Annotated in this window: 18 protein-coding genes; 17 read left to right on the top strand and 1 reads right to left on the bottom strand. The window is 65.4% G+C overall.

What is annotated here, in order from left to right:
* The first annotated feature begins 38 nt into the window (after positions 1 to 38).
* The 14 genes from DMR_RS19285 to DMR_RS22595 all read left to right on the top strand — a co-directional run bounded on the left by DMR_RS19285 (position 39) and on the right by DMR_RS22595 (position 12,834).
* Positions 39 to 581, top strand: coding sequence for a hypothetical protein (locus DMR_RS19285; protein ID WP_015862715.1), 543 nt, complete (start codon positions 39 to 41; stop codon positions 579 to 581).
* A 27-nt stretch (positions 582 to 608) separates the two neighbouring features.
* Positions 609 to 1,664 (top strand): MamK family actin-like protein, encoded by a 1,056-nt coding sequence (gene mamK, locus DMR_RS19280; protein ID WP_015862714.1) that lies wholly within the window; start codon positions 609 to 611, stop codon positions 1,662 to 1,664.
* A gap of 59 nt (positions 1,665 to 1,723) precedes the next feature.
* Positions 1,724 to 2,062 (top strand): hypothetical protein, encoded by a 339-nt coding sequence (locus tag DMR_RS19275; protein WP_015862713.1) that lies wholly within the window; start codon positions 1,724 to 1,726, stop codon positions 2,060 to 2,062.
* A 227-nt stretch (positions 2,063 to 2,289) separates the two neighbouring features.
* Positions 2,290 to 3,237, top strand: coding sequence for a hypothetical protein (locus tag DMR_RS22605; RefSeq protein WP_052279024.1), 948 nt, complete (start codon positions 2,290 to 2,292; stop codon positions 3,235 to 3,237).
* Positions 3,230 to 4,273 carry a hypothetical protein gene (locus tag DMR_RS19265; protein WP_015862711.1) on the top strand — a complete coding sequence of 348 codons (1,044 nt, stop codon included), beginning with the start codon at positions 3,230 to 3,232 and terminating at the stop codon, positions 4,271 to 4,273. Before DMR_RS22605 ends, DMR_RS19265 begins: the two co-directional genes overlap by 8 nt.
* Before the next feature lie 43 nt (positions 4,274 to 4,316).
* Entirely contained in the window at positions 4,317 to 5,528 is a 1,212-nt protein-coding gene (locus DMR_RS19260) for a hypothetical protein (protein WP_015862710.1), read from the top strand.
* A 42-nt stretch (positions 5,529 to 5,570) separates the two neighbouring features.
* Positions 5,571 to 7,019: a HEAT repeat domain-containing protein gene (locus DMR_RS22600; protein WP_015862709.1), complete on the top strand. Its 1,449-nt coding sequence runs from the start codon at positions 5,571 to 5,573 to the stop codon at positions 7,017 to 7,019.
* 110 nt (positions 7,020 to 7,129) lie between these two features.
* Positions 7,130 to 7,741, top strand: coding sequence for a hypothetical protein (locus tag DMR_RS19250; RefSeq protein WP_015862708.1), 612 nt, complete (start codon positions 7,130 to 7,132; stop codon positions 7,739 to 7,741).
* Positions 7,728 to 8,564 (top strand): hypothetical protein, encoded by an 837-nt coding sequence (locus tag DMR_RS19245; protein WP_015862707.1) that lies wholly within the window; start codon positions 7,728 to 7,730, stop codon positions 8,562 to 8,564. The genes DMR_RS19250 and DMR_RS19245 overlap by 14 nt, the downstream gene beginning before the upstream one ends.
* Positions 8,565 to 8,801: 237 nt before the next feature.
* Complete coding sequence (locus DMR_RS19240; RefSeq protein WP_015862706.1) at positions 8,802 to 9,326, top strand: hypothetical protein; 525 nt, start codon at positions 8,802 to 8,804, stop codon at positions 9,324 to 9,326.
* Positions 9,327 to 9,417: 91 nt separating this feature from the next.
* The gene (locus DMR_RS19235) at positions 9,418 to 9,735 is read left to right on the top strand and encodes an STAS domain-containing protein (protein ID WP_015862705.1); all 318 of its coding nucleotides are present in this window, start codon (positions 9,418 to 9,420) and stop codon (positions 9,733 to 9,735) included.
* A gap of 288 nt (positions 9,736 to 10,023) precedes the next feature.
* Positions 10,024 to 11,211 (top strand): hypothetical protein, encoded by a 1,188-nt coding sequence (locus DMR_RS19230; protein WP_198408668.1) that lies wholly within the window; start codon positions 10,024 to 10,026, stop codon positions 11,209 to 11,211.
* A 157-nt stretch (positions 11,212 to 11,368) separates the two neighbouring features.
* On the top strand, positions 11,369 to 11,926 hold the full coding sequence (locus DMR_RS19225; RefSeq protein ID WP_015862703.1) for a hypothetical protein: 558 nt from the start codon (positions 11,369 to 11,371) through the stop codon (positions 11,924 to 11,926).
* Complete coding sequence (locus DMR_RS22595; RefSeq protein ID WP_015862702.1) at positions 11,923 to 12,834, top strand: P-loop NTPase; 912 nt, start codon at positions 11,923 to 11,925, stop codon at positions 12,832 to 12,834. The genes DMR_RS19225 and DMR_RS22595 overlap by 4 nt, the downstream gene beginning before the upstream one ends.
* 30 nt (positions 12,835 to 12,864) lie before the next feature.
* On the opposite strand, the gene DMR_RS22590 is transcribed toward DMR_RS22595, so the two are convergent.
* A complete protein-coding gene (locus tag DMR_RS22590; protein WP_158304261.1) occupies positions 12,865 to 14,448 on the bottom strand; it encodes an AAA family ATPase in 1,584 nt (527 codons plus the stop codon).
* A 314-nt stretch (positions 14,449 to 14,762) separates the two neighbouring features.
* On the opposite strand from DMR_RS22590, the gene DMR_RS19210 reads away from it, so the two are divergent.
* The 3 genes from DMR_RS19210 to DMR_RS25645 all read left to right on the top strand — a co-directional run bounded on the left by DMR_RS19210 (position 14,763) and on the right by DMR_RS25645 (position 20,772).
* The gene (locus DMR_RS19210) at positions 14,763 to 16,793 is read left to right on the top strand and encodes a potassium transporter Kup (protein ID WP_232502837.1); all 2,031 of its coding nucleotides are present in this window, start codon (positions 14,763 to 14,765) and stop codon (positions 16,791 to 16,793) included.
* A gap of 71 nt (positions 16,794 to 16,864) precedes the next feature.
* Complete coding sequence (locus DMR_RS24765) at positions 16,865 to 17,725, top strand: hypothetical protein (protein ID WP_043601151.1); 861 nt, start codon at positions 16,865 to 16,867, stop codon at positions 17,723 to 17,725.
* A gap of 38 nt (positions 17,726 to 17,763) precedes the next feature.
* On the top strand, positions 17,764 to 20,772 hold the full coding sequence (locus DMR_RS25645; RefSeq protein WP_015862698.1) for an OmpA family protein: 3,009 nt from the start codon (positions 17,764 to 17,766) through the stop codon (positions 20,770 to 20,772).
* Positions 20,773 to 20,907 lie beyond the last annotated feature (135 nt).

The raw sequence follows: 20,907 nt of genomic DNA, 5'->3' as shown, positions 1-20,907 counted from the left end.
CATACCATGGTAATAGACAATAAAACGGAGCCCCTCACATGACGGCATGCCAGGAAACCGAAGGCGACATAGGCGGGTATTCCCAGGCGACCATCGTGTATTCGGCCCTCGTTGCCGGAAGCCTGGTCAAACGCACCGGCCTTGCCGTCGCCCGGGGTGCCGCGTGCACCACCCAGGCGGCTGCCCGGGCCGCACGCTATTCCGCCGCATCGGTCGAATATGCGGGGCTCAAGTCGGCCAGCCTCGTGGTCCGGGGGGTGAGCGCCACCGGGAGTTGCGCGGCCCGGGCTCTGGCTCCGGTGGGCCGGAGCGTGGCCAGGCCGTTTGGTGCCCTCGGCCGGGGCACGGCCTGCCTTTTCCGTCGCAAACCCGCCGCCGCGCCGTCGCCTGATCCGGCGGTTGCCCAACTTGCACAGCGCGTGTCGCATCTGGAAGACCGGTTGGCCGAACTGGAACGCTTCGGCGTGCGTCCGGCCTCCGCCGTCAACGAGCCGCGTGCGGGCGCGGAGGTCGATGACGCCCGACGGGCCGTGCTGCGCGCCATCATGGTCGAAAACAAACTGATTCGCTCTGCTGGATAGGTGCAGACAGCCGAAGGAGCCATATCTATGTCCGGAAGCAACGTGCTGAACATCGGGATCGACCTGGGCACGTCCCGAAGCGTGATCGCCTGCGACAACGGAGTCCGGACGTTCATCTCGAGCATTGTCGGTTACCCCAAGGACGCCATCTCCAAAAAGTTGCTGGGCAAAGATGTCGTCTTTGGCGAAGAAGCGGCCAAAAACAGGCTGGCTCTGGAGATGCGGCGCCCTTTTGAAAAGGGTATGCTCAAATTTTCCAATCTCCAGGATCTCAGCTCGGCGGAATTTGAACGCTACAAAGGCGTGGCCCGGGATCTGCTCCACCATCTTGTGGGGCTTGTGCGCAAGGAGTCGCCCCAGGCCCAGGTGGTGCGGGCCGTTATCGGTGCCCCGGCCCTGGCCAGCACCCAGAACAAGAAAACCTTGATTGAAATCACCAAGGGCATCCTCGACGACGTGATGATCACGTCCGAACCGTTCGCCGTGGCCTACGGCCTGGGCATCCTCAACAACGCCCTGATCGTGGACATCGGGGCCGGCACCGTGGACCTGTGCCGCATGTCGGGGGTCATCCCCACCGAAGCGGACCAGATCACCCTGACCAAGGCCGGCGACCATATCGACGAGGTGCTGCTGGACCTGATCAAGACCCAGCATGCCGAAGTCGACGTCACACTCAACATGGTCAAACGGGTCAAAGAGGAAAACGCCACCATTTCCGAGAAAGGGGAACGGGTGATGGCCCTGCTGCCCATAAAGGGCAAGCCTACGTCGGTGGACGTCACCGATGCGCTGCACGAGGCCTGCCGGTCTATCATTCCGGACATCGTGGGCGGCATCCGGTCGCTGGTCGCCTCCTTTGATCCGGAATTCCAGGATTCCCTCAAGCAAAACGTCGTGCTGGCCGGCGGCGGCAGCCAGATCGGCGGCATGGCCCGGCTGATTGAAGCCTACATGCAGGAGCATCTGGGGTATGGCAAGGTGAGCCGGGTGGAAGAGCCGCTATACGCCGGAGCCAACGGCGGACTTCTGCTTTGCAAGGATATGCCTTCGGATTATTGGGACGAGCTGCGAAAGGATTAAGACAACCTACCTGTCGCAGGCGGGACAACGCCGTTAGACGACAATGCGCGGAGGACGCCATGGAAGAAAATACCCGCTACAAACTGGAACATGCCGGTGATCGCTTTGTCGAGACCGTTGAAGAGTTTTTGGGCTGGCTGAAAAATTCCACCAAGGGAATTTCGCTGACCTACCGCATTCACTGTCTGGAAAAGGATCGCACGAAATCCTATGCCCGCATCGGCCAGCGCACGGTCAGCCTGCGGCGACGCCATCCGCATAACGAACTCTTCAGCGACGAGGATCTAAGCCAGCTGTTCGTCGAATTCGACAAGGCCGATGCGGAATTGTCCCAGGCCAAGCAGGAACGCGAAGCCCGATTGTATCCGCGATCCGAGGCCAGTGCGCAGCCGGCCTGAGATCATCTCCCGGCGGGCGGAGGCGGAAAGCGCCTCTGGTCCGCAAGGAAAAAGGCGTCTTCGAAATGGCCTTCGGAGTTTTACGGAGATGCGGCAAGCGCCTTGCGCCGGCGTTGCACCTGCGCTTTGCGGGCGGTAACGTTGCGGACTAATTGGGCAGGGAAGGGGGCAGTATATGGAAGCGTTTGCGCAGCGTGCGGTCCCCCTGGGCGGGGAGCGAGGCGGGCATGGCCAAGATTAAGGACAGACTCCTCGTGCTGGAGGCCGAGCCGGCGGTGCAGGAGCGCCTGACGGGCCTGCTTGGCCGGTTTTTCGCCGTCGAGGTCGTTTCCGGCCTGGACCAGGCCCGGGAGTCGGCCGGGACAGGCCCTTGCGAGGCTGTCATTGCCGCCTACGCCGTCCCGGAAATCGAAGGGGCGTTGGCCTGGCAGCGTCTGCGGGGCGCAACGCCGGCAGACGTGGCCCGGGCCTTGGAAGGTCTTCGCACCGTGGCCGCAACGGCAGCCGCCGCCGCAGGCACCGCCGCACCAGGTGAAGCAGACCTCGCCGCCCAGGCCCGGGACGTGCGGGCCGCCATTATGGAAACCCTGGAAGGCCAGCTGCTGCAGTCCGAACTGGAGCGCGACGCGCAGCGCGACCGCCTCGCCGCCCTGGAAGAAGCCGCCCAGGCTGCTCTGCGGGAGAAGGAGGAGGCGGGGCAGGCGCGAAACGCGGCCGAGGCCGCCGCCGCCCGGGCCTTGGCCGATCTCGCGGCCCAGGGCGCGGAACTGGAGGCCTTGCGGGAGCAGGCGGGGGCTGCTGCTGCCGAGCGCGACCGCCTGGCCGCCGCCCTGGCCGAGTCCCAGGCCCAGGGCGACCGCCTCCTGGCCGAAGCCGAGGAGCGATGCCGCCAAGCCTTTGAGGCACGCGACGCAGCCCTTTTGCAGTACGATCGCGCCCAGAATACGGCGGAGAAAGCCGTGGCCCAGGCCCAGGCCGCGATTCGGGAGAAGCAGCAGTTCGAAAAGGATTCCAAACGCCTTTACGACGACATGGCGCGCAGCATGGCCCGACTGGAAAGTGAACTCCTGGAAGCTGCCCAGGCCCGGGACAAGGCGATTGCGGAAAAGGCCGAAGCCGAAGCCAAGCTCGCCAGGATGCAGGAGCATTGGGAGAGGATCGCCAACAATGCCTGATAGCGAATCCAGGAGCGGCGCGTCTTCCCCTGAAGCCGAAAGTCCGGTCCAGCGGTACAACGCCCTGCTGGCCCGGCTGGGGCAGGAGCAGGAACGCCTGGAGCATCTGACGCGGGAGCACGGCGTTGCCAATGAGTTGTTGCAGCAGCTGAGCATCAGGCGCGTGGTGGCCAAGCGGGAGTTCCAGCTGCTCCAAAACGAACTGTACCGGCTGCGCCTCAGTCTGGCTGGGGCCGAGACGCGGCTGGAACCGCAAAAGCAGGCCTATCGGCGCGTGCAGGAGCTGGTGCGCGGTCTGCGCGCCGACAGGCAGACCCTTGACCGACGGCTGGCCGAGATTGCGCCCAAGGCGGATGCCCAGGCAAAGCGCCTGGAAGCGCTCAAGCGGGAGGTCGAGGAGCAACAGGATCGTCTGGCGGCGCTGGAGGAGAGCAAGCTCCAACTGGTCAGTGAAATCGCCCAGCGCCTGACCCGCGCCTCCCTGGATGGGGAACGCATTGAGGCGGAACTCAACGACGTCGCCATGCGCTACCGGGATATGATCACCCAGCGCGACGCAATCCAGGGCGAGGTGGTCCAAGGCAACGCCGCGTTGGAGGGGGCGCGCCAGGAAGTTGCCGCCTTGGCCGCGGAAGTCGCCGGGAAAAGGCGCATATTTGATCTCCTGGCCGAACTTGCGAAGGCCCAGGCGGATCGCGACCGGCTGCGCATGGAAAGTGAAGAGAGCCAGGCGGCCCTGCGCCATGGGCAGGCAGAGCGCGACGCCAGGCAGGCCTGCCTTGTGGTTCTTGAAGCGGAGCTTACCGCTTCCGTTGCCGCGGCAGACGCCCAGGCCCAACGCCTGGCCGTGTGCCAGCGGGCCCAGGACGCAGCGCAGGCGGCGCAAGCGGCGCTAACGGCTAGCGAGTCCGAGGTTGGGGCCCTGGAGGCCGGGCTCGAAGCCGCGGCGCAGGAGTTGCTTGTCCTTGACGGCCAGCGCGCCGCCGCCCAGGCGCAGGTCGTTCGTATCGCCGCAGTCGGACAATTTTTGCGCTAAAGGCCGCGCGCACGCGGCCCTGCCCCGCCCAGGAGAATGTCGGATGAAAAAGCAGTGGACGCAGCGCCCGGAGGTCGGGCAGCGATTTCGCCATATCCTGGAAGATGTCGGGACGCAGTTGCAGGCGCGAAACGACGGGGCTTTGTATACGCCGCAGATCTGGCAGCTGCAGCGCGATCTGGAATACGTCAAGGACCAGATCGAGGTGGCCCAGGCGCGCCGCGGCGAGGTGTTAGGAGACGTGGCCTCCCTGGAGCCTGAAGTTGCGCAGCTTGAAGAGCGCAACACGGCGATTCGGGAGCAAAAGGCCGCCCTTGCCGCGCAGTTGGAGGCCCTGGACCAAAGCCTGGCCGGGATGGGCGCGGGCCTGCGGGCCTTGGAGGAAGAGTCGGCGCGGTTGGAGAGGGAGCACGGCGAAGTACTCGATCTGCTGCGGGAGAAGGAGACGCTTCTCGACGACCTGCGCCGCAGGGAAAGCGAATACGCGCCGTTGGCCGCGTCGCTGCAGGCCAAGGCGTCCCGGCTGGAGGACGAGCTCCAGGTTGCCGCATCGACCCGGGACATCATCGCCGGATTGGTGCCGGCCCAACTCGATCAGGGCGTCGTGCAGGGCATCCAGCAGGAAATGCAGGTGCGTCTGGACGTCTATATGAGTGACATGCGCGAGGACATCGACCGCATTGACCGCAGTCTGGCCGCTCTGGCCGCCCAGTGGGACGCGCTGGGGCAGGAGAAGGACCGGCTGGCTTTGCGGCGACAGGAATTGGCCGAAGAGACCCTGGCCCTCGGGGATGTGCCCGATGACCGGTCGGCCGAGGCGCTTGAGCAGGAAATTTTGGCGGCGCAAAACGCATCCGCGCAGTTTGCCGGCCAGCGCGACGAAGCCCGGGACGCCCAGGCCGGCCTGGACGGCGGCCTGGACGCCCTGGATGCCGCCTTGGCCGTGCGCGAGGCCGAGGCCCTGGCCGCGCGGCAGCGGCAGGCAACCCTGGACCAGCGTCTGGCGGATCTTTTGCAAGGTGCTGGGTACGAACAGGCCCTGGCGGCCTTTGAGGCGCAACGCCAGGCCCAGGAGGAGAAAGCCCGCTGCAATGCCCTTGTGCTTGACCAGGGGGGCGCACTTTTAAAACGTCTGGCGCAGCTGCGCGACGAGGCAGTCGGCGAACGGGACGCGCTTGGCCGGATTATTGTGGAATTTGAGACTTGCTCAGCTGCATTGCTTGCAGTGAATCCGGCGGACAGGCCTGCTGCATGATCCGCCTTGTGACCATCCAATCGCATCTGCAGGAGGAATCGTATGGAAGACGCCATGAGCTCTCGCTCAATAGTGCTTAAAGGAATGGCGGCGGCGCTCAACGCCGGCGGACGGGCCGTGGCCTTTGCCCTGGACAAGACTTCCGGGGCGGTGGAGGGCGTCTGTTCGGTGGCCGGCAAGCTCGGCGAGCTGCCCGGGCTTGGCCGCAAGGCCGCGGCTTCGGGGGCGGGGCTTTTTTCCAGGGGCAAGGCCCGGGAGTATGACAAACAGATCCGCGAGTACGAAAAGCAGATCAAGCTGCGTTACGTAGCCATCGGCAAGCAAAGCGTGCATGGCCAGGATCCGGAAAGCACGCTGGAAAAGGAATCGATCCAGAAGTTGATCGCGGACATCCGGGAATACGAGGCCGAAATTGAGCGCCTCAAGAGCCAGAAAAACGAGGCTTCGACGTCGCCGCGCAAGGCCAGACCCCAGGCCGAGCGGCCGGCGGCCGCTAAGGCCGGGGCCGGACGCATCGAGAAAACCACCGTGGCCGACCTTCGGGCCGTGATCGACCGGACGGCCAAAAAAGCCGTCTTCGACAGCCCCTCCCAGCAGGCGACCTTCCGCAAGATCGCTGAGGATCTGCTGGACGAGGAATTGGAAATCAGAATGCTGGCGGCGGCCGAACTGGGCAAGTCCGGCATGCCGGCAGCGGTCGTGGCACTGCTGGCCGCGGCGCGGCTGGACGATCCAGAACTAACCACCGAGATCATCAACGCCTTGATCAACCTCGGCGACGCCCGGGCCCTGGACCTTTTCACCGAGTTCGCCGCCCACCCCGCCTATCGGGTGCGCATGGCCTGCCTGCGCGGCCTGTACAAGCTCGGCGACGAGGACACGGCGGCCCCCATGCTGATCGCCGCCCTTCGCGACGAACATCCGGAAGTGCGGCGCACCGGCGTCACCTTCCTTGGTTGGAAGGATTATCCCGACGCCGTACCGGCCCTGGTGCAGTGCCTGCGCGACGAGGACGACAGCGTGCGCAAGGGCGCGGTCTCGGCCCTGGCCAATCTCAACGACCCCAACGCCGTTCTGCCGCTGATCAAGCTCCTTGGCGACAACGTCCTGGAGATTCGCGAAAAGGCCCTGGAGGCCGTGCGCGGCATCTCCGGCGAGGATCTGGCCTTTGACGTGACCGCCTCCGGCACCACCCTGGAAGCAGCCATCAACGAAACGCTCAACTGGTGGCAGCGCCAGCGTTCCGGCCCGGACGCCGCCATGGCCCGGGACGCGGTCCAGCCCGACGCCGGGTCTTCGGATGCGCCCGAGGCAGCGGCGCAACCGGAACAGGAACCGGCCGCGACCGTTGCCGCCGCCGCCGAGGAAGTCGAGCCGGCTCCCTTTGACACCACGATCTTTGGCAGCCCGGAGATGGCCCAGGAGAAGGCGCCGGAACAGGACGCCGACGCTGCGGAGCCGTCGCTGGGCATGCGCTACAAGTGGAGTTAGGGTGATTGCACGATGAGACGCGGACAGCCGGCGGCCAGGGGGTGCCCTTGCGCGGGCAGTTCGCTCCCAGGGAACCGGGCGGCCGTGGCCGACCCGACGGAGCGTTTGGTATGACGGCGGAAAAGCAAGTTGACCCGGCCGGTCCGGGAGCAGGGGCGCAGGCGCCGCACGACAACGGTCTGGACGGGACTGCGGACGGCGCAGGGGGGCAGGACGCCACCCTGGCCGAACTCAAGGACGTCTATCGGACGCTGCGGGAGGCGTGCAACAGCAAGGCCGAAAGCCTTGCCGCCAAGCGCGTCCGGCTGGAGGAACTTTGCCGGATCGAGGCCCATCTGCAGGCTTCGGTGCAGGAACTGCTCGAAGCAAGACGGTTTTTGATCCGGGAGCTTGGCGACCTGGACGACGAGAAGGCCGAGCAGGAAGGCGCTTTGGTGGCGGCGGCGGGGCTGTTGCGTGCGCGGTTGGAGGAGATCGAGAAAGCGGTGCGCCAGGTGGAGTTTTTGCGCGGCGAGCTGGAAGCGCTTCAGAGCCATGTGGCGTCGGTCAAGGCCACGGTGCCGGGCACTGTGCGGGACAAGGACCGCCTGGACGACAAGATTGCGGGCACGGCCCGGGAATTTAAGCACATCGCCGACCATGTCCGCAACGCGGAGCTGGAATTCAAGCTTGCCTACTACCAGAAAAGGCAGGAATTACGGAGGGGCCATGGCCCTTTTTAAAGCTGACGACAAGGGGATGCCGGGAAAATGCGCTGCAGGCGCCACGGCCGTGCTCGATGCGACAAAGCGTCTGGCCGGCCGGCACGCCGCTCCGGACGTGCTTGACAATCCCCGGCCGGGCTCGGCCATGGACGCCATGCTGCACACGATCCGCAAGGAGACGACGGCGATCCTCAACGGCGGGGCCGGGATCGACCTTGGAAAAACCGTCGAGGACATGCTTGGTATCATCAAAAGCATGGAAGGGCAGCTTTCCCACGTCCTGGACATCAACTCCCTGCTGGAACGTGACCTGGACAACGCCAAGGATCGCATCGTCTCCCTGCGCGGCGAACGGGACAAGCTTCAGGCCGCGGTGGCCCGCCTGGAGGATGAAATGCCGTTGCGGCGGGAGCTGCAGATGGGCATCGACCAGCTCCTTGAAGAACGCAACGAGGCGGAGCTTCGCCTGCGCGGCATGAAGCGCAGCCAGGAACAAAGCGCCGCGGTCCTTGCCGAGTTGCGCGGCCGGGTGGCGGAGTTGGAAGGCGAGCGCAAGGAGCTTATCGACGAGATCCAGTTTCTGGAAACGCGCCTTGGCACGATTCTGGAGAAAAACAAGGTGCTTGAAGAAAGGGCGGCCGGGCTGGAGCAGGCCGCGGCCGAGGGCAAGGCCCGGGTCAAGGATCTGGAGTGCGATCTGCAGCTGGCCCTGGAAGAGAAATTCAAAGCAGCCAAGGCGCTTAAGGATGCGCAGCAATCCATGATGGAATTTCAGGAGCGGCTGCGGGATACGCGGGAGCCAGGCAGCCGGCCGGGCCCGGGCGACGTCGCAGACGGGTAGACAGTGTTGCTGTTCGGCCATTGCCGTTATGCTTTTTCAGACATGAATGTTTTGAATTTATTGTTTTTATTCACGCCAAGCAGGTATGTTTGGGTGTGAATGCCACGCTAGGCTGCGTCCAGAAGTATTTATGTTTGCATAACGTTTGTGTATGGATCAGGAGCCGGCTTTGCCGGGCAAACACTCCCGGTCGATTCCGGACAGGATCCGCGGGCGGGGACCGGCAGGGGAGGGAGCATGGACGGAATGCAGCGCGAAAGGGATACGGTTTCCCTTGACATGGCCCCATTGGAGTCGCTCTACCAGGAGCGTATTGAGGCTTTGCGCCAGGAAATTGCGGAATATGACGCAGCCGGGCTGTCCGTTGACCAGGAAATCGCCGCTTTAGGCGAGCGGATGCGCGCGCTGTGGGACAAACAGGCCCATCTCACCGAAGAAATCAGACTTCTGGAGACGCAAAAAAGCGCATGCATCGAACAGATCAACGATGTTACAAAGCGATTGCGAAAGGCGGCGTCCGATACGCGCGCCAGCAAAGTGCTTAAGAAATTGCTGGATGCGGAACTGGTCGAGCTTGGCAACGAGCGAGCCATGGTCCTTGGCAAGCTGGGTGATCTCAAGAACGGTTTACAGCGGATACAGAGTGACAAGCAACGCATCGTGCCTTACGGAGAAAAACAGGACGGCATGTTGCGCCAGGCGTACCAAGTGCTCAAGGAAGCGCAAAGTCGGTTTGAACTGACTATTGCCTTGAATAAATGAACTGTGATGTGCGATCGCATTTGTGGTTTTGTGTTAGAGAGACGAGGCAGCTTCTTGCAATAGAGCGGCACGCAGTGCGAAAGGGAAGTGTATGTCTGTAAAAGTCAGCTTTCAAGAAACGGATGCCGGCCAGAAAGTTTTGACCATTGCCCTCTCCGGGCGCTTCGACATTTACACCTATGAAGACTTTGGTAAAAGCTATAAGGACAATCTTGAGCCGGGTGTCAAAATTGTCCTCGATATGTCAGGACTGGAGTATCTTGACAGCAGCGCCCTGGGCATGTTGCTCATGATGCGGGAAAGAGCCGGCGGAGCGTCAGCCGACATCACTATTGTCATGTGCTCGCCTGAAGTCGCAAAAATACTCAGCACGGTGAAATTCGACAAACTGTTTCACATGGCAAGCTGATTTTTCGTCCTTTTCGCTTGCTGCTCTCGGGATAGCGGCCGTCCCTGCTTTTGGATGGAAACGGCAACCGAGTGGGCTTGCCGTCGTAGAGGGATGGTTTTCAAGCGGGCCTGGCCAACTTGCAGAAACAGCTCTGGCGCTCTTGAAGCGCAAGGACGGGTTGGTGATTTCCTGAAACGGGCGTTTGGGACAAGTCGCTTGATATTGCTTGGCATCAAGGGTAGTAGCTGCTCTTGGGCGTGAAGTCTGTGAAGTTGGAATTTTTTCGGGCCAATAGGGGGGGTGAGGATGTCCCAAGAGGATAAGGCGAACATATTCGAGCAAAAAGAACGCTTGGATGCGGCTCGCAACACCCTGGACGGCGATGTGGCCTGGGGAGGTTCCCTGCCGGAGGATGCGTCCATGGAGCGGGCGGCGGCGGCCTCCCAGAAACCGGCCATCGGCCATCAGAGCGAAGGCGGCCCGGATGGGGCGGAGCGCCCCAGCGGTCCCGTGGGACTCGACATCGGCACTAGCCATATTGTTTCGGCCCAAAATCGGCTGCGGCATCTGCACATGGCCAATCAACTCAACGCTTTTTTTACCGTTCCGGTTTCCAAGTTTTCCCGCAAGATACTGCAAAGCCACGATATTATTTTTTTCGAGCTGGGCAATCTGTTTTATATCATCGGCTATTCCGCCGACAGCTTCGCCAACATGTTCAATACCAGCACCCGCCGGCCCATCCAGGCCGGCCTCTTGAGTCCGTCCGAAAAGGAAGGCGTCAAGGTGGTCCAGGCGCTGGTGTCCACGCTCATTCAAAAGCCCAAGCGCTTCGGCGAGACCATCTGCTTTGGCATCCCCGGCGAACCCGTTGAGACGCCGACCCCCGGTGCCGTGACGTACCACGAACAAGTGCTCAAGATGTTTTTGCAAAGCCTCGGCTACTCCCCCGTTTCCATCAACGAGGGCATGGCCACGGTGCTGTCGGAACTGGGCGAGGATGACTACACCGGCTTTGGTGTCAGCATGGGCGGCGGCATGATAAACGTCTGCCTGTCCTACCTGTCCTTTCCCGTGGTGACGTTCAGTCTCCAGATGGCCGGGGACTACATCGACACCATGGCCGGCATTTCCGTGGGCGAGCCGGCCACCAAGATCAAGGGCATCAAGGAAGAGGAACTCGACCTGTCCCGCGATCCCAAGGGCCAGATCCATACGGCCCTGCACATCTACTACGACGAAGTGATCCACAAGCTGCTCGGTGCCCTGCAGCGCGTTCTGACCGCGTCCGACAAGCTGCCCAAAATCGCCAAGCCCGTTCCCATCGTCCTTTCCGGCGGCACGGCCATGCCCCGGGGCTGCCATGACCGCTTCGCCAAGGCCCTGGAGCGCTTCAATTTGCCGATCTCCATCTCGGGCGTGCGATTGGCTGAAGATCCCCTCTACGCCACGGCCAAAGGTGCCCTGCTCATGGCCCTGACCGAGGCGGATTAGCCATACCCGTGTCCAGCGGCCGTTCCCGGCAGGCGGCGGCGGGCGTTGCCGGCCCGGCAGGGGAAGCGCCGACTGGCTGTGTCCCGGTTCGGGGCGGGGGCCGACCGATGCAGCCCAGCCGGCCAGGTCTCCGGTCGGGACAGGCGGATCAAGGCGTATGAGCCGGACTGTCGTCATCTTTTCCTGCGATCCCATCCGCGGCAACGTGACCGTGCGCAAGCTGCGCCGACACGGCTTCACGGCCGGGCTGCATGCGCGGGCCGGCGACGCCATGGCTGCCGTGGCCGCTTCACCGCCCGACATCCTCATTTTCGACACCGTCGACGCCCTGGCTGAAGAGCTGTCGCTTTTCACCCGGAGTTGTCCGGCTCTGGCCCGGGCCGGCGTGGCCGCGTTGGTGCTGGGAGAACGGGGGGCGACCCTGCCGCTGCCAGAAGGCACCGGCGAGGTGGTCCTGCTGCCGGGGCAGCTTGATCCCGAGGAACTGGCCGAGCGGGTGGCCCAAGCGCCTTTGCGCCTGTCGCGTCCGGCCGCGCCGACGGCAGCGGCCAATGCTCAACCAGCGGCCGCCAAGGCTGCGGCGCCGACGCCGGTGATGGTTCCGTCCAAGGACGCCCCTGCCGCAGACTCCCTCCCATCCGCCGTGGCCGACGCCAGGCAGCTGGAAGCAGACCTCCGGTCCTTTCTGGGGTTGCCCGGGGACGGTGGCCAATGACGCGCCAGCCCATGATTGTCGCCGTGGTCGGCCCCAAGGGCGGCGTGGGCAAGACCACCATTTCGGCCAATCTGGCCCTGGCCCTTTGCCGCCTGGGCCGGCGGGTGGCGGCTACGGACCTCGACCTTGGTTCCTCCAATCTCCATTTTGTCTTCGGCATCCGCGACGTGCCCCACACCCTCGACGACTTTCTCATGAACAAGGTCGCTTCGCTGGCCGACGTTGTCCTGGATACCGGCCTGCCCGGGCTGCAGCTCATTGCCGGCGGTAACGTTCCCGGCATCGCTTCGCTGCCCTATCAGCGCAAGATTAAGCTCCTGCGCCACCTGCGTTCCCTTGACTGCGACTATCTGCTGCTTGATCTGGCTGCGGGCGTGTCCAATAATGTTATCGACTTTTCCCTGATGGCCCGGCGCAGCCTGCTGGTGACCACACCCGACATCCCCTCGCTCATGAGCCTTTACAGCTACGTCAAGTCCATGGCCTACCGGCGGCTGCATCTGTTTTTCAAGCAGGCCGGCAACGCCGGCCTCATGGATCTGCTGGAGGCGTCCAAAGACCCGGACGTGCGGCCCGATCTCAAGACCCTGGAAGACTTCTATCGCCAGGGCGCCTCCATCGACGCCGAACTTATCCGCCAGGGTCGGGAGGTGTTGGCGCGGTTTGACCCCGTCATTGTGGTCAACCGGGTGCGTACGGAGGCCGACCGCAACGCCGGCACGGTGATCGGCAATCTCATGGCGCGGTTTTTAAGCCTTGAGGGTGGCAGGACGCTGTGCGTGCGGGAGGATGGGGCGGTGGGGCGGGCCACGGCGCGGATGCGCCCGGCGCTTTTGACCGAGCCGGACGCGCCGTTTGTGCACGACGTCATGGCGCTGGCGCATTTTCTCGAAACGCCTGTTCCCTGACGCGCCAAAGACCCGACGGTTCCCGTCAAATCAGAGGCTGCCCTGGTGGCGGCGGACCTTTTCCATTTCAGCGAAAACATCCATGAGCTGCACCGTGCTTTTACCGCGCAGGGCGCACAGGGAAGCGGCGCCGTCGAGCAGGGCCACAGCCTTGCCCGGGAGCCGGGAGTCGTGCAGATGCTTGATGCTCAGGTCCACGGCGGCCCTTAAGGCATCGTCGGCGATGGCCACGGCGTGGTGGCGTTCGAAACAGGGGGCCAGGCCGCGCAGGATATCCAGGCACTGGTCCCGGTCGGGTTCCTGGATCAAGACTTTCTGGAAGCGCCTGGACAGCGCCGGGTCGGCGGCCAGGAGGCGTTCGCCCTCGACTGTGGTGGCACCGATGCAGGGAAACTGGCCCCGGGCCAGCACCGGTTTGAGCATTTCCGCGATGCCCATGGAGCCTTCGGCCCCGCCGGCCTGGAGCAGGACGTGGATTTCATCGATGAACACGATGATGTTGTCGCGTTCCCGCAGCACTTCCCGCAACAGGCTCTCCATGCGGGCTTCGAGATCGCCCCGGTAGCGGGTGCCGCTGACGATGCTGGCCAGGGACAGGGCGTAGAGCCTGCGGCCGCGCACCAGGGTTGGGGCGGCACCGGAGGCGATGCGCTGGGCCAGGCCTTCGACCACGGCGGTCTTTCCGACCCCGGGGTGGCCGACCAGCAAGGGGTTGTTGGCCTCCATGCGGCCAAGCACCTGCAGCACCCGCTGGATCGAATCCTCGGCCCCGATGACGGGCTTAAGCCGGCCCAGGGCTGGCTGCTCCGTCAGCAGCGTGCCGTAGCGGCCAAGCAGGGCGGCTTCGGCGGGGCCGGCGGCAAAGGCCGGGGTGAAATAGGCCTGCAGTTCTTCAGGCAGTTCAAAGCCTGCCGGCGTCAGCAGGCAAACGGTTTCCTCACGGTGGGCCAGGACTGCGCCGAGATCGCGAAGCAGAGCGCGCAATCGTCCGTATTCCGGGCCGAGCATCTCCGAGCCGCCGATGTAGTGGTGGAAATCTTCCAAAACGTAGGCGATGCGGGGGTTGGGCCGGGCTAGGATGAATTCGAGCAGGGCGGCCGGATCGCGCAGGGCGTCCCCGGGCACGTCGTCATCAAGGGCGGCGCGGCGCGAGGCGTCCAGCAGTTGCAGGCCCCGGGTTCTTGACCAGAAAACAGGCACCCGGTTGGCCTGGGCCAGGATGTCGCAGAGCCGGTCGCGTGTCTGGATCGGGTCGTCGTAGCGGCATAGCAACAGCGGCGGCAAAGGGTTGTCGAAAGGGGGGGGCTGGACCTGGGCGGCCTCGACGGGCGCGGTCTTTGCCGGGGCGGCCTCGGCCGGGGGGGAAGCATGCAGCCGGATGACCGCCTCTTCTTCCACGAGCAGCATTCGGGCCGCGTCTCGGATCTTGGCCCGCTCGCCCTCCAGGCTAAACCCGCGCTGCCGGGCCAGGGCCTCGATATGCCGGGCCAGGAGCAGGGACAAGGGCGTGTCGTCGTCCTCCCGCCGCAGCCGGTCGACCTCCCTGGCTGTCAGCAGCAGGCGTTCCCGTTGGCTGGTCGCTTCGTCAATGATGTCCAGGGTGAATTGGCGCATGGCGGTTTCCGGGGAGAGGCGCGGTATGTTGGCGGGTTGGGTGTTGCAGCCGGCAACCGTATGGAACTGGTTTGCGCCGCACATTACGCAAAGCGTCCGTGGTTATCCAGGCCAAAGACGCACCCATTCCGGTTTGTCACCCGTCAGGGAGAAACCCGGACGGCGGCAGCTTTCAATTTGCAAGCAATCCTGTTAGAAAAAAGGGCCTCAATGGCCTGTGCCGCATTCCGAACAATTCGTCCCGTCTCCCGGCCCGCAAACGGCACGGGGCCGCAGGGATCAAGCTGTTTCGCGCACCAGCAGCGCGTACCGCCATGGATTTCAAAGAAGAACACTCCCCAAAAAAGCGCCCCCAGGCCGACGCCCCCGGCGACGACGGTATGGTCGGGGACTTTCTGACGCATTACGGCCGGGGCGGCCGGTCGTTTGGTTCCGCCGCCTGCGCCAAGGACCATATCGACCATGAACTGTTCGAGCCCGTGCCGGCCGGGCCGGGCATGAACCTGCATCTGGCCCTTGGCGCGCTGGGCGTGGTTTTTGGCGATATCGGCACGAGCCCCCTGTATGCGTTCAAGGCCTGTTTTTTCGGCGACCACGCCGTGGCCCCAAACCAGACAAACGTGTTCGGCGTCCTGTCCATGATTTTCTGGTCGCTGGCCCTGGTCGTCAGCCTCAAATACGTGACGTTTATCATGCGGGCCGACTACAAGGGGGAGGGCGGCATTTTCGCCCTGCTCCACCTGCTGCGCCAGGGCGGCGGGCGGTTGCCGCGCCATACCGTGTCGAGTCTGGTTTTTTTCACGCTGCTTGGGGCGGCGCTTTTTTTTGCCGACGGCATGATCACCCCGGCCATCTCGGTGCTCTCGGCCGTGGAGGGCCTGGAAGTGGCCACCCACGTGGCCGGGGTGCTGGTGCTGCCGCTGACCATCGCCATCCTGGGCGGGCTTTTCTACCTCCAGCGGCGGGGCTCGGGGGTCATCGGCCGGCTGTTTGGCCCGGTGATGGTGGCCTGGTTTCTGGTCATCGGGCTGTGCGGGCTGGCCCAGGTCGCGGCCAATCCCAGCGTGCTGCTGGCGCTCAGTCCCACCTACGCCATTGGATTTTTTGTGGAAAACGGCTTGGCTGGCCTGGCGGTGCTTGGCGCGGTGGTCCTTTGCATCACCGGGTGCGAAGCCCTGTACGCCGACATGGGCCACTTCGGGGCCAAACCCATCCGCATTTCCTGGTACGTCCTGGTGCTGCCGGCCCTGGTGCTCAACTATTTCGGCCAGGGCGCGGGCCTTTTGGCCAACCGGGCCATCATGGGCAACCCGTTTTACGGCATCGTTCCCCACGGCCTGCTCCTGCCGGTGGTGCTGCTGGCCACCCTCGCCACCATCTGCGCCTCCCAGGCCATGATTTCGGGGGTGTTTTCCCTGGTGCGCCAGGCCGTGGCCCTGGGCTATCTGCCGCGGCTGCACATCCTGCAGACCTCTCGGGCGGTTTCCGGGCAGGTCTATATCCCGGCCATCAACACGGCCATGATGTGCGCCAGCATCGCCCTGGTGCTGCTGTTCCGGGAATCCGTCAATCTGGCCGGTGCCTACGGCATCGCCGTCACCGGCACCATGGCCATCACCACCGGCATTTTCTTTTTTGTGCTCATGCACAACTGGGGCTGGTCCGAGGGCAACGCCGCCGTCATCGTCACCGGCTTTCTGGTGCTCGATCTGCTCTTTTTCGGGGCCAACCTCATGAAATTCTTCGACGGCGGCTGGATCATCCTGCTTGCCTCGGCTATTTTCATGGCCTGCATGATGGCCTGCGAATCCTTTCAAAAGGCGTTGTGGGGCGGCATTTTTTCCAAGACCATCCGTCCCCAGGACCCGTTTCTGGCCCATCTGGCGGCCATCGCCCCGCCCCGAGTGCCGGGCACGGCCGTCTTTTTGGCCCGCAGCGACAACGGCATCCCCGTGACCCTCATGCGGTTTTTCAACCAGCATCAGGTGCTGCACGAGCAGGTGCTGGTGCTGGCCGTGACGCGCTCGACCGAACCGAGCGTGCCCGAGGAGCAGCGGCTGACCGTGCGGCCCCTGGGACGCGGCATCCACCAGCTCTCGGCCCGTTACGGGTTCATGGAAACGCCCTGCCTGCCGGAACTGCTAGAAGCGGCGGCCATGCGTGGCCTGCCGCCCATCCATGATCCGGTGTATTTTCTGGACCGCAAGCATCTGGCCTTTGGGGGCTGGAGCCTGGCCAACTTTCTGGGCTCCCTGCTGGCACCGGTGCTGTTTCGGGATGCCGAAACAGCCTGGCCCAGTTTCGGGGTGCCGCGCAGCCGGGTCATGGAAGTCCGCGGAGGCTGAGCCATGAGACATGGGAGACAACGGTTCGACCCCAGCCGCCCGTCTGGCTGCGGCACGACGAGGTGACGGCCATGGCCCAGGACGCGGACGCCCTCCCTCCGGATCTGTCCGAGACAGCCCTGACACAAGCCCTTGAAGACCGCTTTCACCAAGAGATCGTGGAAGCGGCCCTGGGGATTGTCGGGCAGTATCTGGACCGCGTCGAGGTGGCCCGGAGCGAGGCCGAGGCGCGCCATGCCGCCCTGGAAGAACAGGTGCGCCAGACCCTGGCGGCGGCGACGGCCGACCAGGACGGCGAGGCCGAGTCCCGGCCTGAATCATCTGATCCGTCCCTGACGGCGCAGGTGGCGGCCTTGCAACAGGAACTCGAAGCCGCCGGGCGGATGCTGGCCGAAAGCGAAGCGCACGCGGAAGCGCGGCTAGCGGCTTTGGAACAGGAGCGAGCCGAAACTGCAAAAGCCCTGGGCGCAAACGAAGCCCGGGCTGCGGCGCAGACGCAGGCCCTGCGCCAGGAGCTTGAAGCCGCCGGGCGGATGCTGGCGGAAAGCGAGGCGAGCGCGGGAGCGCGGATAACGGCTTTGCAACAGGAATGCGAGGACGCTGCAAAAGCCCTGGCCGCAGGCGAGGCTCGCGCTGCCGCCCAGGCGCAGGCCATGCGTCAGGAACGCGAGGACGCCGCAAAGGCCCTGGCAACCAGCGAAGAGCATGCGGCAGCCCAGGGCCGCCGGGCCGAGGAGACGCAATCCCGGCTCCAGGAGGCCTTGGTGGAACTGGCCGCCCTGCGCCAGCAGGCCTCGTCGCGTTCCCCGGCCTCCGAGCCGCAGGCCGTCGGGCCGGACGCCGAACTCGTGGCGTCGCTGCGGGCGCAAAACGCCAAACTGCAAGCGCAATTGGCAAAATTTCAGGAAATCTGGGAACGGGTCAACGGGTAGCTCCGAGGCCCGTTGTCATATCCTTTTCCGAGGCAGCCATGACAAGCAGCAATTCCCAGGATACCCAAGCGGACCGCAAACTCCATTCCCTGGCCCGGGAATTCGGTGCCCGCCTGGGCGGCAGCCTTGTCCAGGCCATCGCCGACAAGCTCGAACCCCGTCTCGCCCGCGACGCCTCCGTTGATCTGGAATCACGTAAACAGCAATTTCAGGACATCGTAGGCGCCTTGGCCAAGCGGACCGGCGCGGCCGGCCCGGGCCTTGGCGACGCGGAGCGTCTGGCCGCCATTGAACAACTTTGCGATCAGGCCATCACCCTGTCCCAGGAACGGCTTGTCGCCCTGGAAGCCGCCGAGGCCCGGATGGCGGTCCTTTTGGGCGAGCGTGCGGCGGCAGGCGAGGCCCTGGCCAGGGCAGCGGCCGAACACGAGGCGTTGCTGGCCAGCCGGCAGGCCCTTGCCCGCGAAGCGGCCGGGGCCAGCCAGGCCTTGGCCGTTGCCGAGCAGGAGTTGCAAACGACCCGGGAGGCCATGGACGAAAGCCAGGCGGCCCTGGAGGCGGCAACCCAGGCGACGGCGCGTCTTACGCAGGACGCCCGACAGGCCGAGCAGGCCCGGGACGAGGCGCTTATGCGGCACGCGGCCCTGGAAGCGGACAGCGCCCGGGCCAGGGCCGAACTGCACACCCTTGGGGAAACGGCGGCGCGGCTGGAACGCGAACTTGCCCAGGCACAAGCGGCGGTTTCCGACCAGTCGGTCCTGGCCGCCGCCAAGGCCAAGGCCCAGGCCGACCTGATCCGTCTGACGGCCCGTCTCGGTTCCCTGGAGCAAGAGCTGGCTGCGGCGCGCCAGGAGGCTGAGGCCCATCGGACGGCGGCTGCCGAGGCCATGGCGCGTCTGGCCAAGCGAGAACAGGCGGCGGCCCTGGCCGAGCAGCGTGCGGCGGCGGCCGGCCGCGAGCGCGCCATGCTCGAAGACGCCCTGGCCGACAAGCGTTTTGAGGCTACGGCTCTGGAAGACCGGCTGGGAGCGCTGGAGCGGGAACTGGGGTCGGCCCGCAGCCTTGCCGAGCGGCAGCAAGGCGCGGCCCTGGCCGCCCAGACCCGGCTTTCGGCGTTGGAGCAGGCGGCAGCCCTGGCCGAGGAACGGGCGGCTTCAGCGGCCCGCGAGCGCAAGACCCTTGAGGACGCTTTGGCCGGGGCGCGTTTTGAGGCTATGACCCTGTCCGACCGTATGGCCGATCTGGGTCGGGAACTGGCCGAGGCCCGGGGGACGGCGGCTGGGCTCCGGGGCGATCTGGCCGTTGCCCAGGAGCGCGGCGAAGAGGCGCAATGGGCCGCCAAGGATTTGCATGGGCGGCTGGCCGGGGCTGTCCAGGAACGCCAGGCCCTGGCCGAAGAGTTGTCCCGGGTGCGCCAGACGGCTGAGGCTGCGGCAGCGCGTCTGCAACCGCTGGAGCGCGAGTTGGCCGAGGCCCGGGTCGTGGCCGCCGGCCAGGACGCGGCTGCTGTAGCGGCGGCGGCCCGGATAAGCCGGCTTGAACGCGAGGCCGAGGCTTTCGAGGCGAACCGCCAGGGGCTTGTTTCGGAAAAAACGGCGCTGCAAACGCGCCTTGCCGAACTGGAGCACATGCTGGCCCTGGCCCAGGACCGGGCGGACGCGGCGGTTCGAGAGGGCAAAAATTTCGAGCAGGCCCTGTCCGGGGCCCGTTTGGAGGCGGCGGCGCTGGGCGAGCGGATAGCCGGATTGGAGCGCGGACAGGCGGCGGCCCGTGAGACGGCCGGGCAGCGGCTGGCGGAGCTGGACGCGGCCCGGATGCGCCTTGCCGATCTGGAACAGGCGGCCCACGCCGGTGCCGAACAACTGGCCGCAGCCAGACAGGAACGCGAGGCGATGGCCGGGGAGCTGTCCCAGGCGCGTCTGGCGGCCAAGGCAGCGGCGGCGCGTCTGGATTCCCTGGAACGCGAGTTGGCCGAGGCCCGCGAGGCAGGCAGCCGGCAGGCGACGGCAACGGCCCAGGCGACGGCCGAGGCCGGCCGGCTGGCCCTCAAGGCCGGTCTGGCCGAGGAACGCCTGCGGGTCTTGGCCGGGGAAAAAGCGGCGCTGGAACAGGCTGCGGCGGCGGGTCAGGGGGAGATGGCCGCGCTGTCCGAGCAGGCCCGTGAGGCAGGCAGCCGTGTCCGGGAGCTTGAAGCCCGTCTGGCGCAGGTCCAGGCCGAGGGGCAGCGCCTGGAGGGCGAGGCCCAGGCCGCCGGGAGCCGGGCGCAGGCGGCAAGCGAGGAAGCCACCGGACTGCGGTCACGGGTCGCGGCGCTGGAAGCCGGGGAGGCCGCGGGGAAGAAGCTTCTGGTCGGGCGATGGCTCGCGCCGGCCGTCCTTGTCCTGCTCCTGGCGGTGCAGGGCTGGGTGTATTATCGGGAATCGGCCCGGCCCACAGAGCCTCGTGGGGCCGGCCCCGATGTCGCCGCCGCCGCGCCTGCCGCGACGCCGGCCATGCTCGACGAGGCCCAAACGCGCATCCTGGCCGAATTTGAGACCCTCAAGGAACGGCTGGCCGGGGCCGACGCCGGTGCCGCCGCCGTCCGGGCCGAGACGGCCGGCCACCTTGTTGCAGTCTTGCAAAAACTCGACGCGCTCAAGACCTCCGAGGCCGCGCCCGGCCCCGGGCCCGCCCCTGCAACCAGGACCGGCTCCGGCGCCGTCAAGATCACCATCCCGTTTTCTTCGGAGCAGGGCAGCGTGCCGCCAGACGCGGCCGGGCAGATTGCCGAGGCGGCGCAGCGGCTCAAAGCCGCCGGCGTCGGCTCCGTCCTGGTCATTGGCTACACAGATAATTCCCGTCTGCGTCGCGCCCTGCTGCGGCAATATGGCACCAACGCCGTCCTTTCCCAAGCCCGGGCCGCTTCGGTGGCCGAGGGCCTTGTCAAAAACGGCATTGACGCCGGGAAGGTGCAAATCCATGGATTCGGTTCGGCCATGCCGGTATCCCCCAACGATACGCCGTTTAATCGGGAAAAGAACCGTCGGGTCGAAATTATCGCCTGGTAATGCTGCGCAGGGGATGGCGTCTGCCGCGCCCCCTGGCGGCCGGGTGTGCTTTGATGAAAATTGGCGGAGTTGCCGCATGGAGCGCCTCCGCGTTGCAACACGAGCCGGTGATACTGACTTGTTGCTGCGAACAGG

It is taken from the genome of Solidesulfovibrio magneticus RS-1, assembly GCF_000010665.1.
Taxonomy (GTDB): Bacteria; Desulfobacterota; Desulfovibrionia; order Desulfovibrionales; family Desulfovibrionaceae; genus Solidesulfovibrio; species Solidesulfovibrio magneticus.
The sequence above is the reverse complement of the archived record's forward strand: the minus strand, read 5'-3'. Positions and strand labels throughout refer to the sequence as shown.